The organism is Alistipes provencensis (assembly GCF_900083545.1).
In the GTDB taxonomy this organism is placed as follows: domain Bacteria; phylum Bacteroidota; class Bacteroidia; order Bacteroidales; family Rikenellaceae; genus Alistipes; species Alistipes provencensis.
On the sequence record NZ_LT559262.1, the window covers coordinates 3226017 to 3239065 of the forward strand.

A 13049-nucleotide genomic window follows, 5' to 3' on the forward strand; every position below is an offset into this window, starting at 1 on the left:
GCGTCATCGACTGGCAGAAATGGGATCTTTCCGAACTCGGAAAAGTCAGCCGCATCGAATTCAACGTCACAGGCGACAGCGATAACGGTTATGGGTTCAGCCAGCCGGCATATTTTGCGTGGGACGATCTGGCGGTGAGGTTCGAATAACCGGCCCTCATTTGCGACAACACCCGGAGTGCCGGGGTAAGAAAATCCCGGCACTCCTTAATTAACAAGCGCTATCACGAAGTGAAAAGAATATCGGTAATTTCAGTACTGTACATCTTTCTCGCCTTCGGCACTACCAATGCTCAAGAGGCCGAAAAAGGTCAAATCCCGGATTCGGTCCGGGTTTTGGCCATTGACGAGGTGACGGTGCTCGGAAAGCAGAACAAGGCTATTGTCCCGGCACAGATCCTCTCCGGCGAGAAGCTGCAAAGGCTCAACTCACACTCCGTATCGGATGCGTTGCGCTATTTTTCCGGTGTGCAGATAAAGGACTACGGAGGTATCGGGGGATTGAAAACCGTTAACATCCGTAGTATGGGCAGCCAGCATGTGGGGGTATTCTACGACGGCATACAGATCGGCAATGCTCAGAACGGGACGGTGGACCTCGGTAAATTCTCGCTCGACAACATGGAATTGGTATCCGTTTATAACGGCCAGAAAAGCGACATATTCCAGTCCGCACGCGATTTCGCCTCGGCAAGTGCGGTATATATGGTGACGCGCAGACCTGTTTTCGAGAGCGGACGCAGAAACCGTTTCAATGTGAAACTCAAAGGCGGTTCCTTCGACCTTATCGACGTTTCCGCCCTTTGGGAGCACCGGATCAGCGAAAACCTTTCGTCGTCGGCCAATATCGAATACCTGAACACTTCCGGCAAATACAAATTTCGCTACCATAAGGACGGCGGCTATGACACCACCGAAGTCAGGCGCAACGGGGATGTCTGGTTTCTTCGCGCCGAGGCTGCTCTTTTCGGCAAGGTAAAGCGCGGAGAATGGCAGGCGAAGGGATATTTCTACAATTCCGAGCGGGGCTATCCCGGTGCAGCCGTAAAAAAGGATTACGGTATTTCATTGCTGAACGAAGACCGGCAGAAAGACCGTAATTTTTTCTTTCAGGGCTCCTTGCGGCAAGAGGTGACGGATTTCTACAGCTATAAAATCCAAGCCAAATACGCCAACGACTATATGAATTACGTCATGCCGCCTGAAAGTACCGTACAACCGATGGATAATCACTATTGGCAGCAGGAGGTCTATGTTACGGCAGCCAATCTGTTCGCTTTCACCCCGTGGTGGACAGCGAATTTGTCTACGGATTTCCAATGGAACAAACTCGATGCGGACGGCACCGATATGTTCAATGCGCATTTCATCGAACCGAGGCGCTATACGTTGCTGGGAGCCATAGCCACATCGGTCAACCTCAAACGATTCAGCGTGCAAGCCAGCCTGCTTTACACATATGTACATGACCGGAGCGCTCGGAGGATGGAAACCGCGCCTGATAAAAACGTATTCTCTCCCACGGTAGTCGCATCGTACCGTCCGTTTGAAAAGATCGGTCTTGACATAAGAGCCTTTTATAAAGAGATATTCCGGATGCCAACTTTCAACGACCTCTATTATGTGCAATTGGGCAACCGGCTTCTGAAGCCGGAATACGCCACCCAATACAATGTGGGGGTTGCCTACTCCAAACAATTCGGCAAAGGAGTGCTGTCGTCGCTCAATCTTACGGTGGATGCCTATTACAACGAGGTAAAAGACAAGATAATCGCCACCCCGACCTCCAACCAGCTCGTCTGGACGATGGTCAACCTCGGATATGTGGAGATACGCGGCGTGGATGTGACGCTCAATCCCTGTTTCAATATAGGCGGCGTGGCATTGGATGCCCGGTTGAGTTATACCTATCAGAAGGCGCAAGACTTCACCAAGGAGAAAGATGAAGGTTGGGAGGAAACCGTTATGGACGGATACGGCGACCAGATACCCTACATTCCGTGGCACAGCGGCTCCGCGATTCTCAACGCCTCCTATCGAAAGTGGGATTTTAACTACAGTTTTATCTACACGGGCGAGCGGTATATGCTCGGAAACAATACTCCGGCCAATTATATCCAGCCGTGGTACACGCACGACATGTCGCTGTCGCGGAATTTTCCATTCAAACACGCTCAGCTTCGTATCACCGCGGAGGTGAATAACATTTTCAACCAGCAATACGAAGTGGTTAAATGGTATCCCATGCCGGGAACCAATTTCAAGATTATTCTAAGTCTTACATTATGATGAAAGGGTTTTATTTAAAATGGCTTGCAGTCTCCATCGGCGTTCTCACACTTGCGGCTTCCTGCCGCAAGGATGACCCGGTGTTGCCCTCCGAGCCGACCTTGGTGAATCCGTGGGAACAGGTTACTGGCGATATATACGGATTTTTTCTGCTCAACGAAGGCAATATGGGAACGAATCAGGCTTCGCTCGACTATTACGACTATGAGACAGGCGTCTACACGCGAAATATTTACGGCGAACGCAACCCGTATGAAGTAAAAGACCTCGGCGACGTGGGAAACGACATTCAAATCTACGGCGACAAACTCTGGGCGGTTATCAATTGTTCCAATTACGTCGAGGTGATGGATGTCAATACAGCCAAACATATCACCAAAATAGCGATTCCCAATTGCCGTTACCTCGCATTCAAAGGCAAATACGCCTATGTGAGCGCCTACGCAGGTCCCGTGCAGATAGCCCCGGACGCCCGGATCGGGTATGTAGCAAAAATCGATACGGCAAGTCTTCAGGTCGTCGATGAGTGCATCGTAGGTTATCAGCCCGAAGAGATGGCCATTGTGGGCGATAAACTCTATGTCGCCAATTCCGGCGGTTACCGTGTTCCGAATTACGACCGTACCGTGTCGGTTATCGACCTGAAAACTTTTACGGAAGAGAAAAAAATAGACGTCGCTATCAACCTTCACCGGATACAGCCGGACAATTACGGCAACCTGTATGTTTCTTCCCGCGGAGACTATTATGAAATACCTTCCAAAACATTCATAATCGACACCTCGACGGACGAGGTTGCATACGAGTTCGAAGACCTGCCCAACACACATATGACCCTGTGTCGGGATTCGCTGTTCCTGTACAGTACCGAATGGAGTTATATAACGAACGATTGGACGGTATCCTATGCCATCGTAAACACGCGCACACGGGAGATCGTTACGCGCAACTTTATCAAAGACGGCACTGAAAAGCGGATCCAGACACCTTACGGAATTGCCGTTAACCCAAACACCGGAGAGTTTCTGGTTACCGACGCCAAAGACTACGTCCGTGCCGGCACCCTGCACTGCTTCGGGCCGGACGGCATACGAAAATGGTCGATAAGCACCGGGAATATACCGGCACATATCGTATTCACCCGTAAAAAATTACAACCTCTGGAAGAGTAACTTAACACACTTGAATATGAAAAAAAATTACGCGCGAATCGTTTTACTGCTTCTGTCGGCGTTACTTCCGGTCGGATTTCTTGCCGGGTGCAGCGACGCTGATAACGGAGACGGCAGTTATCTCCTGAAAAAGGAAGATATCTCCGTAAACCGGCCCGACGGGGGATTTAAGGCTCTGGTCAACCAGCCTTTCCGGATCGAAGTGAAAAGCGTTTCGGATGAGGGCGTTTCCTATGAATGGTCTCTCGGCGATTCGAAAATAGCCGATTCGAAGAATCTGGAATACACCTTCACTTCGTTGGGAACATTCACCCTGACGCTGCATGTCAGCCAGGGAACGACCGTCTTCGACTATGATTTCGAGGTCATAGTAACCACCGATTATGTACTCAAACAGGAAGATATAACCGTCGAAGAGCCGGAAGGCGGATTCAGGGCCAAGGTCGACCAACTGTTTCGGATAGAAGTAAGCAGCGTGTCCGACGACGGTGTTTCTTACTTATGGTTCGAGGATGAGGAGCCTGTCTCTCAAACCAAGAATCTCGAGCACATGTTTTCACATGGCGGCGCTATCGGTTTGACATTAACAGTATCGCAAGGGGATATCTCCTTTAATTATTATTTCACTGTTTTTGTCGAATACGCTCCTATCGACCCGCCTGCGGAAGGGGCGAATCCCTACATCACCAAGGTCTTCGACTACATGCCGGCAGTCGGACAATTTACCAATACGCTGCCGCTGTACGAGGAGGGGGATACGCAGGAGACAATGAATCAGAAAGTGCTGGACGCCATCGGCAATAACAAACGCGGAATGATCACCCTCGGCGGATTCGGCGGCTATGTAACGGTCGGTTTCGACCATACAATCCAGAATGTCGAAGGATTGCGCGACTTCCGGGTTTTAGGCAATGCCTTTTATGCAAATGCCAATCCCAATCCGGATGCTCCAGAGGGCGGAAGCTGTGAGCCCGGGGTAATCATGGTGGCCTATGATCCCGACAATCTCGGGCCGGACAACGTACAATGGTATGAAATACAAGGTAGCGCCCACGCAGATCCTACCAAGGAACCGTGGTATGAAATGGCGAAGATCAATGGTAACGATGTAAACATTTACTTCGATTACCGGATAACCTATTACCGCCCTGACCGAGAACCGGCATCGAGAGACGAATGGGATACTTATATAAAATGGGAGGATAATCAGGGAAATTCCGGCTACAAAGTGAAAAATCAGTACCATTCACAACCGTATTATCCGCTTTGGGCCGGAAATACGCTGACGTTTACAGGTACATGTCTGCCCCAGAATGCCATTGACGAGAGCGGTTCGGGCACCTATTTCGTTCTTTACAAATTCCGCTACGGCTATGCGGACAATGAAATCAACAGCTATGACGATTCGTCGATCGATATAAGCTGGGCTGTCGATGCGAGCGGAAACAGCGTCAACCTGCCGGGAGTCGATTATATAAAAATATACACCGGAGTCAACCAGGAGAACGGTTGGCTTGGGGAATGTTCGACCGAAATAATGGGGGTTGAAGACCTGCATTTGCTCAAAGAGGAAATACACACAAGGCGATAAAGACCGAAATAATAGGCAATTCAGGTTTTCTGAATTTCGAAAACTCATTTCGATTTACAAATAGTCAATCGGCGGCGGGTCCTTTGATCGCGGTGAACCATTGCAAACATTCCTGCATTTAAATCCCGCCGCCGTTCTTTTATAGCAGCAATTCGAGAGCGGAGTCTTTAGAGATTGGTAAAAAGTTGTCTGCCATACAACGATTTATCTCTGACTCTCGAGTTGTTGCTATTTTTTGGAGAGAGTGGGCAGAATGGGGAAAATGCGGGGAAAACAGACAAAATAATAATCGCTTAATTCGCTATTATCAGCAAATTAAGCGACCTTTTCTGTACCCGGAGTCGGAATAAGACGACGTGTGACGGGGGGGGGTAGCAGCGTGAACCGGACAAGACCGGATACGGACAACGAAATTATCGCAGGGGAGGGGCAGGTGACACGATTGCTCGAAAAACTGCAACGGTATACGGCGAGTGGACCAACGCCACCGGCCGGTACAAATCCGCTGCCGCCGCCGCAACACGCTGGGCGAGATCGCCTACGACACGACGGCCTACCGACAGAACGGCGATATCCACGCCACGCGCATGGAGGCCGGGCTTCACGGAAAACCGGCCGACGGACAATGGACCGTGCGTGCGACGGACGAGCGTTCACCTATATCTGAAACTGTTTTTATCGCCCGAAGGGAACCTGCACGCGCGCTGAGGAAGAACCCTGCCGTCATCCCGATTTGGTAAGACCGTCGCCCGAAGCGTGTGGATTCGACATCGTACGCACGGCCTCCGAACTGTTCGGCATCGAACTGAAATGGGGCAAGGAGGGACTGCTGATATGAATCGTTCAACGCAGGGGTCAGGATCGTACACTCCGCATCGGGTTGTCCGAGGAAGCATTTGATCTTTACGGATGCCTCCACGCCGTCACGGGCGTAGGTTTTGAAGCGGTAGGCGTAGCCCGCCACCGCAATCTCGAATTTCGTGGTTTTCATCTTCGAAATCTGTTTTGGTTTGACATACCGCCGGTACACCCGCTTTTTTGAATAGGGGTTCGCCGGCTTCGGGGCGGGATTTTCAGTGGCAGGTGCAGCCTGCAGGCGCAATTTTGCGTGCGATACGACCCGAAGGGTGGAGATCGTGCGAAAAATTACGACAAGGGCGTAAGCGCCTGACACTATCTTGCCCCGGGCCGGCGACCTCAAAAATAATTTTGAATAGCTCTTAACATGACCAAAACAAAAATTGCCCGTAACTGTAGTTCGGGCAATCCTAAAAACCATGAAAACAGCACAGGTCGTTTATCGGATAATAACACGAGGGGCCTTGCGTAAAGCGTTCTGCAAATTTCGCTGATTGAGCTTCAGACACAACGCCAGCAGATCATAGGCATTGTAAAGGAACTGTTTCCGATAAATTTTAGGACGAATCAGTCGTTGATGCCTGCATGATATAAGTGTTTCGGATGAGATGCCAAGAACCTCACAGGCGGCTCGGGCCGAAAGATACATGGGATATCTGCTCTGACTACACAGATATTCAAACAGCAGGACACTTTTACTCAACATGAAGTTCGTTTTGACAAGGCTTTCCAGTTTTTCAGGAGCCACCAGTACATAAGTCTGGGCATTTTTCGGATTATCCATAATTGATCTTTATTGATTCGAGTCTTTCAGGTCTTCGAGTTTCCCCTGTTTGCGCATTTTACGAATAAACTCCTGCACTTCGGAGAGCAGATACATTCTGCGATGCCCGAAATTAAAGCCGACAAGCCGGCTTTGTTCCCTATAGCGCCGAACCTGACGCTCACTCTGATGCAGAATCTGACAAACTTCCGAAAAATCCAACATCGGATCACCGTCAAGCATACTGCGATGTTCTTTCAGATAACGCACATCTTCCAAAATCTCCAAAACGATTGTCAGAATACGAGAAATGCTGTCTCCAGATTGATTTTCCATAAATGCGAATATTAGTTTACAGCGCAAAGATGGGATGAAAGCATCACCCGATTATCAATGTTTGAATCAATTATATTTTCACACAAAGTTCCTCTACCAGAAACTTATGCCATATATGAGCAAGAAAACTCATACAATTTACTCTTGCTCAGAAAATTGTATTTTCAAATTATATTCCGTATCTTTGTATTCAGATTCAAGGGCAATACGATGCAAAATGGCTGTGGCCGATTCGGTGTACTAAATTTTGCGACTGTATAATTCCATTGATAACCAACGGTGTCCGGGAAATGTTCGGTTCCCCTACGCACCGCAAGAGGCCGACCAAAAGTTGAGCCAAGTGAAGCAAAAGCCTTGTAGACGAATCGTTTATAAGGCTTTCTTGTTTTTATACATCCACAAGAGGAGAAGTTGTCGGAAAAGGCATGCAAGCACAATTATAGACAGATTCAATACTACTGCACCGTTTCATTAAAACTCTTTATACCAAATAATAAGCAACCGATCGGAATCGTTAAGGAAAATGGCAACACCAAAATTTTCAAATCGGCAAATCATCAAATTCCATATCGAAGAATAACACAGTACACCTCCCCGGCACGGACACAAGTTTAGATTATATTCATATCAAATGTTTATTTATTTTTTATGATTATGAGAACAAATTGTTTTTTCCTTTTCGCCGTTTTAGCAGGGATTATTTCCGGAGGCAGACTTTCAGCAAACGACTCCATTCCTGAAAGTGGGCACGTCATGCTCTACACCCCGTACACAAAAATTGCCGTATCACCGGGAACATCCGTAAATTACGACATCGAGTTAATCAACAATTCCGGGACGCTGGTCGATGAGAAACTATCGCTCGAGGGACTTTCCACGGCATGGAAACATGAATTCAAATCGGGCGGCTGGAACCTGCGGCAGCTTTCGGTCCTGCCGAACGACAAGAAAAGTTTCAACCTGAGTGTCAGCGTCCCGCTCAAAGTGAACAGAGGCAGCTATGCCTTCACCGTTCTCGCCGGGGAAACGAAGCTGCCGTTACACATCGTCGTATCGCAGCAGGGCACTTACCAGACGGAGCTCACTACGGAGCAGCCCAATATGCAGGGCAACACCAAATCGTCGTTTACATTCAATGCGACCCTCAAAAACCAGACGGCGGACCAGCAGTCCTATGCTCTGATCGCCGACGCCCCGAGAGGCTGGAACGTGATCTTCAAGCCGAACTACAAACAGGCGACCTCGACCCAGATCGCAGCGAATTCCAGTGAGAACCTCACAATCGAGATCACGCCTCCGGCCAATGCAGAGGCGGGGGCTTATCATATTCCGGTACGGGCGGCATCGGGCTCGACCTCGGCCGAATTACAGCTCGAGATCGTCATTACCGGGTCTTTCCAAATGGAACTTACCACACCGCAGGGTTTGCTGAGCTCCGACATCACGGCGGGAGATACCAAACGGCTCGAACTGGTAATCCGCAATACGGGATCGTCCACATTGAAAGACATCGACCTGACGGCCGGCAAACCGGCCAACTGGGAGGTGACTTTCGAACCCTCGAAAATCGATTCGCTGCGTGCCGGCGCCGTTGCCAACGCGACGGCCATAATGAAGGCTTCCGGAAAGGCGCTGCCCGGAGATTATGTCACGACGATCAAGGCATCGACTCCCGAAGTGAACGCGTCCGCCCAGTTCCGGATTTCCGTGAGGACCCCGATGTTATGGGGATGGGTCGGAGTGCTGATCACCCTCACCGCAATAGGCATCGTAATCTGGCTGTTCCGTAAATACGGAAGGAGGTAACCATGAGCGAACCGGTAATTGTTCTTACGGAACTGACCAAGCAATACGGGACGTCCATAGTCGTCGACCACATCGACATGAGCGTTCAGCGAGGTGAAATATTCGGATTGCTGGGACCCAACGGCGCCGGAAAGTCTACGACCATCCTAATGATGCTGGGGCTGACCGAGCCGACTTCGGGGCATGTGGAGATCTGCGGTATCGACTCGACGACGCACCCCATCGAGGTAAAGCGGAAAATCGGTTACCTCCCGGAGGACGTCGGCTTTTACGATGACATGACGGGGCTGGAAAACCTGCTTTTTACGGCACGCCTGAACGGAATCCCGGCGTCGGACGCCGCTGTCAGGGCGGAAAAACTGCTGGACCGCGTGGGACTCGGAACGCAACGGAAAAAGAAGGCGGGCAAATATTCCCGCGGCATGAGGCAGCGTCTGGGGCTGGCGGACGTCCTTATCAAGAATCCGGAAATCATTATTCTGGACGAACCGACCTCGGGAATAGATCCGGCAGGCGTGCAGGAGTTCATCGACATGATCCACACATTGAGCCGGGAAGAGAATCTGACGATTCTGTTCTCATCCCACAATCTGGACCAAGTGCAAAAGGTATGCGACAGAGTCGCCCTGTTCGACCGCGGAAAACTGTTATCGCTGATCGATATCGGGGAGTTAAGACGATGCGACCGGGATTTGGCGGATACCTATAACCGGCTTATGACGAAAGGAGGTGCTGAAAATGCGTAAGGAGAACCATGCCTTTTGGGTTATCGTGAACAAGGAGATTTCCGACCATGTGAAAAGCTGGCGATTCATCATCCTTGTCTCGATCATCGCCCTCACCTGTCTCGGGTCCCTGTACACGGCTCTCTCGAACATAGGGGCCGCCATCAAACCGGACGATCCCGACGGAGGGTTTCTTTTCCTGAAATTGTTCACGGCTTCCGACGGAACGCTCCCGTCGTTCGTGATGTTCGTCAGCTTTCTCGGACCTTTGCTGGGCATCGCGCTCGGCTTCGACGCCGTCAATTCCGAACAGAACAAGGGAACGTTAAGCCGCTTGCTGTCTCAGCCGATTTACCGGGACAATATCATCAACGCCAAATTTTTCGCGGCGCTTATCGTCGTCAGCATTCTGTTTTTCGTTCTGGGACTGCTCGTCATGGGCTGCGGATTGGTCGCCATCGGAATTCCGCCGACCGCCGATGAATTTCTGCGAATCATTCTCTTCATCGTCGTCAGCATTTTCTATGTGGCCTTCTGGCTGAATCTGGCGATCCTGTTTTCCCTGTGTTTCCGGCAAGCGACCACTTCGGCTCTGGCGGCGATAGCGGTCTGGATATTCTTCACGGTTTTCTATGCCATGATCGTCAATGTCGTAGCCAATGCGCTGAGCCCTTCGCCGATGGCCTCACAGTCGCAGATCATCGGTTACCAGAGATTTATTCTCGCGCTGATGCGACTGGCTCCCAGCGAACTCTACGGGGATGCCGTGACGACCCTGCTGATGCCTTCGGTCAGAAGTCTCGGGCCTCTGACCATGATGGAGGTACAGGGAGCCATTCCCAGCCCGCTCCCGCTGGGACAGAGCCTGTTGATCGTATGGAGACAGCTCACGGGGTTAATAGCCGCCACGACGATCTGTTTCGCCGGTTCATATGTGTTGTTCATGCGGCGGGAAATCCGGTCCAGATAAAAGGTGAATCAAACGAAATAGCTGCTGAAAACGGAATGGCTTTGAGCCGTTCCGTTTTTTGTTTCAGGGCATCGGACCACGGCAGCCGGATTCCGCACACTTTGGATTTTAGGAAAAAATACCCTATTTTCGTAAAAATTACCATTCTCATGAAACGACTGTCCCGTCTCCTGCTGCTCCTCGGCCTGTGCATCCTTTGCAGCGATGCGTTCGCCCGGAAATTCCCCAACTACCCGATCCCCCAGCGTCCCGATACGCTGCGCATCCTCGGCATCGGCAACAGCTTCACCGAGGACGGCACGGAGTACCTGCCCGACCTGCTTGAGGCGGCCGGAATCGGGAACGTCATTCTGGGCCGCATCACCCTCGGAGGCTGCTCGCTGGAGCGGCACTGTCAGGAATACGCTGCCGACACGGATTATTATACCTACTGCAAATCGACGCACAACCGCTGGGAAACCGTCCTGAAAAAGGCCCGTCTGCGGGACGGCATCGCCGACGAACGGTGGGATATCGTCATCATCCAGCAGGTCTCCGGAAAGGCCGGCCTGTTCCTGACCTACGAGCCGTGGCTCGGACACTTGGTCGAGATCGTGCGGCTGCACTGCCCCAACGCCGGAGCCTGCATCGGCTGGCAGCAGACATGGGCTTATGCGCCCGACTCGAACCACGGGGATTTCAGCCGCTACGACCGCAACCAGCAGTTGATGTATGAAGGGATCGTCGCGGCGGTGAAGCAGTTGAGGGACGAAACCTCCATCGAGGTCGTCATACCGACGGGGACGGCGATCCAGAACCTACGCGGCACGCAACCGGCCGATGCGCCGGAGGTCACCCGCGACGGCTTCCACCTCAATTTCAAGACCGGGCGTTACACCGCAGCCAGCACTTGGTTCGAGACGCTCGTAGCTCCGGCCCTGCGCACGACCGTCGCCGAAAACGAATGCCGCCTGCGGGGAACTCCCCACGAACTGACCGGGGAGGAAGCGGCCATTTGCCGACAGGCCGCCCAGAGGGCCTGCATCCGCAACTATTCGGCATGGACGGAAAACAAGGCCGACGAAATACGGGGCTTCGGCACGGCAAACTAAAAAAATATGCCGCAAATATTTGCGGTTTTCAGAAAAAACGGTATCTTTGCACTCGCAATAACCGGAATGGTGCGTTAGTTCAGCTGGTTAGAATACGTGCCTGTCACGCACGGGGTCAGGGGTTCGAGTCCCCTACGCACCGCTGAAAACGAAAACGGAATGGCTTCGATGCCGTTCCGTTTTTTGTTTCAGGGAATCTTCGCGCCAGCGGATTCCCGCACATTTTGAATTTTCCGAAAAACTCCGTATTTTCGTGAGAAACGACCAGCATGAAACCGAACCCGCCTGTTGAACTGACGAACGAGCAACGATCGTATTTAGGACTTGCCTCCGTAGAAGAGTCTTGGGAGCTGGTCTCTTTCGAGGGAATGTATCTCTATTATGACAAAGATACGATTCGCAAAAAGATCGTGGCGACGGAAGATTCCTATTATGAAGCCGAGCTGTGCGAACACACCGCAGATAACCGGACAATCCTTCTGCCTAAAACCGAGCGGGGCAAACCCAAGAAAATGAACTATACGGCCTCCCTGTCATTCAGTCCTTTCGGGGTATACTTCTATTTCGGTGCAAACGACGTGACGATAGCCAACTATACCACACAGACTACATTTTTTCACGATGCCAATGCTGCCGGCATCGATCTGAAAGAGTGGATAAACGACTGGATCGGCAACTCCACGCCAAAGGACATAGAAGAAATACAAGCATTCAGGAACGCGAAGCGGCAGCACGTCAAATATCGGGAGGGCGATTTTTTCGCGTTCAGGATAGGACGTCGCGAATGGGGGTTCGGGCGGATCGTGCTGGACATCGTGTCGCGTCACGAGGCGTTGAAACGGGGAAAGAACCACGGACTGCTCAATCTGATGGGTAAGTCGTTGCTCATCATGCTGTACCGCAAGCGCGCAACCTCTTATGCGGATATCGACACCGATCAGCTTTCGCAATGCGATACATTGCCCGTGCAAGCCATCATGGACAACCGCTTTTACTACGGAGAATATCCGATCATCGGACATAAACCCGTATCGCCCGAAGAGTGGGAACCGATCATTTCATACGGACAAAGCATCAACCATGAAGATAAAAATACGGTCTATCTCCAATACGGACTGATATACCGGGAAACGACCGTCGACCGGTACGATAAATACCTGATCTGCCGAAATCCCGATTGTCCGTCCGGATACGACATAAATCCCTACCGCATGGAACGTATCGGATTCGGGATAGACAACTACGATAATATCAGGGAGCTGATCGACAAAGGCCCTGCCGCACTTGCCGCACCCGCCGGAAAAAGACACGATCCGGATTTGCGTTCGCCGGGAAACAAGGCTGTCAAACACGAAATATTCACGCATTTCGGATTGGATGCATCCAAAAGCTATGCGGAGAATCTGAAGATTTGTTCCGCTGCCGATGCCTGAAACCTTTGACCCCCAT

General features: G+C 51.1%; 13 protein-coding genes and 1 tRNA gene. 12 read left to right on the plus strand and 2 right to left on the minus strand.

Features of this window, described 5'->3' with window-relative positions; all coding sequences use genetic code 11:
• Nucleotides 1-5 precede the first annotated feature (5 nt).
• The 6 genes from BN5935_RS15735 (at nucleotide 6) to BN5935_RS15265 (ending at nucleotide 5889) form a co-directional block, all read left to right on the plus strand.
• A complete protein-coding gene (locus BN5935_RS15735; RefSeq protein WP_082944215.1) occupies nucleotides 6-149 on the plus strand; it encodes a DUF4465 domain-containing protein in 144 nt (47 codons plus the stop codon).
• 186 nt (nucleotides 150-335) lie between these two features.
• On the plus strand, nucleotides 336-2288 hold the full coding sequence (locus BN5935_RS12735; RefSeq protein ID WP_235821102.1) for a TonB-dependent receptor: 1953 nt from the start codon (nucleotides 336-338) through the stop codon (nucleotides 2286-2288).
• A complete protein-coding gene (locus tag BN5935_RS12740) occupies nucleotides 2285-3460 on the plus strand; it encodes a YncE family protein (RefSeq protein WP_147625837.1) in 1176 nt (391 codons plus the stop codon). The genes BN5935_RS12735 and BN5935_RS12740 overlap by 4 nt, the downstream gene beginning before the upstream one ends.
• 16 nt (nucleotides 3461-3476) lie before the next feature.
• The gene (locus BN5935_RS12745) at nucleotides 3477-5051 is read left to right on the plus strand and encodes a PKD domain-containing protein (protein WP_147625838.1); all 1575 of its coding nucleotides are present in this window, start codon (nucleotides 3477-3479) and stop codon (nucleotides 5049-5051) included.
• A 473-nt stretch (nucleotides 5052-5524) separates the two neighbouring features.
• A complete protein-coding gene (locus BN5935_RS15595; protein WP_235821103.1) occupies nucleotides 5525-5791 on the plus strand; it encodes a hypothetical protein in 267 nt (88 codons plus the stop codon).
• Nucleotides 5785-5889 carry a hypothetical protein gene (locus BN5935_RS15265; protein ID WP_147625860.1) on the plus strand — a complete coding sequence of 35 codons (105 nt, stop codon included), beginning with the start codon at nucleotides 5785-5787 and terminating at the stop codon, nucleotides 5887-5889. The genes BN5935_RS15595 and BN5935_RS15265 overlap by 7 nt, the downstream gene beginning before the upstream one ends.
• A 459-nt stretch (nucleotides 5890-6348) precedes the next feature.
• On the opposite strand, the gene BN5935_RS12755 is transcribed toward BN5935_RS15265, so the two are convergent.
• The gene (locus BN5935_RS12755; RefSeq protein WP_064976428.1) at nucleotides 6349-6693 is read right to left on the minus strand and encodes a hypothetical protein; all 345 of its coding nucleotides are present in this window, start codon (nucleotides 6691-6693) and stop codon (nucleotides 6349-6351) included.
• A 9-nt stretch (nucleotides 6694-6702) separates the two neighbouring features.
• Entirely contained in the window at nucleotides 6703-7008 is a 306-nt protein-coding gene (locus BN5935_RS12760) for a helix-turn-helix domain-containing protein (RefSeq protein WP_064976429.1), read from the minus strand.
• Between the two features lie 648 nt (nucleotides 7009-7656).
• On the opposite strand from BN5935_RS12760, the gene BN5935_RS12765 reads away from it, so the two are divergent.
• The 6 genes from BN5935_RS12765 (at nucleotide 7657) to BN5935_RS12790 (ending at nucleotide 13033) form a co-directional block, all read left to right on the plus strand.
• Nucleotides 7657-8814 carry a COG1470 family protein gene (locus BN5935_RS12765; protein WP_064976430.1) on the plus strand — a complete coding sequence of 386 codons (1158 nt, stop codon included), beginning with the start codon at nucleotides 7657-7659 and terminating at the stop codon, nucleotides 8812-8814.
• Nucleotides 8815-8816: 2 nt separating this feature from the next.
• A complete protein-coding gene (locus tag BN5935_RS12770; protein ID WP_064976431.1) occupies nucleotides 8817-9560 on the plus strand; it encodes an ABC transporter ATP-binding protein in 744 nt (247 codons plus the stop codon).
• Nucleotides 9553-10509, plus strand: coding sequence for an ABC transporter permease (locus tag BN5935_RS12775; RefSeq protein WP_064976432.1), 957 nt, complete (start codon nucleotides 9553-9555; stop codon nucleotides 10507-10509). The genes BN5935_RS12770 and BN5935_RS12775 overlap by 8 nt, the downstream gene beginning before the upstream one ends.
• Nucleotides 10510-10658: 149 nt before the next feature.
• A complete protein-coding gene (locus tag BN5935_RS12780; RefSeq protein ID WP_064976433.1) occupies nucleotides 10659-11600 on the plus strand; it encodes a DUF4886 domain-containing protein in 942 nt (313 codons plus the stop codon).
• 68 nt (nucleotides 11601-11668) lie between these two features.
• Nucleotides 11669-11742 (plus strand) — tRNA-Asp (locus BN5935_RS12785).
• Between the two features lie 127 nt (nucleotides 11743-11869).
• Nucleotides 11870-13033 (plus strand): immunity 26/phosphotriesterase HocA family protein, encoded by a 1164-nt coding sequence (locus BN5935_RS12790; RefSeq protein WP_064976434.1) that lies wholly within the window; start codon nucleotides 11870-11872, stop codon nucleotides 13031-13033.
• Nucleotides 13034-13049: the final 16 nt, after the last annotated feature.

What these genes read in the sequence shown, in the direction of transcription:
- BN5935_RS12790 (WP_064976434.1), top strand. Translation starts at nt 11,870, where the DNA reads ATGAAACCGAACCCGCCTGTTGAACTGACGAACGAGCAACGATCGTAT.
- BN5935_RS12760 (WP_064976429.1), bottom strand. Translation starts at nt 7,008, where the DNA reads ATGGAAAATCAATCTGGAGACAGCATTTCTCGTATTCTGACAATCGTT.
- BN5935_RS12745 (WP_147625838.1), top strand. Translation starts at nt 3,477, where the DNA reads ATGAAAAAAAATTACGCGCGAATCGTTTTACTGCTTCTGTCGGCGTTA.
- BN5935_RS12770 (WP_064976431.1), top strand. Translation starts at nt 8,817, where the DNA reads ATGAGCGAACCGGTAATTGTTCTTACGGAACTGACCAAGCAATACGGG.
- BN5935_RS12755 (WP_064976428.1), bottom strand. Translation starts at nt 6,693, where the DNA reads ATGGATAATCCGAAAAATGCCCAGACTTATGTACTGGTGGCTCCTGAA.
- BN5935_RS12740 (WP_147625837.1), top strand. Translation starts at nt 2,285, where the DNA reads ATGATGAAAGGGTTTTATTTAAAATGGCTTGCAGTCTCCATCGGCGTT.
- BN5935_RS12775 (WP_064976432.1), top strand. Translation starts at nt 9,553, where the DNA reads ATGCGTAAGGAGAACCATGCCTTTTGGGTTATCGTGAACAAGGAGATT.
- BN5935_RS12765 (WP_064976430.1), top strand. Translation starts at nt 7,657, where the DNA reads ATGATTATGAGAACAAATTGTTTTTTCCTTTTCGCCGTTTTAGCAGGG.
- BN5935_RS12780 (WP_064976433.1), top strand. Translation starts at nt 10,659, where the DNA reads ATGAAACGACTGTCCCGTCTCCTGCTGCTCCTCGGCCTGTGCATCCTT.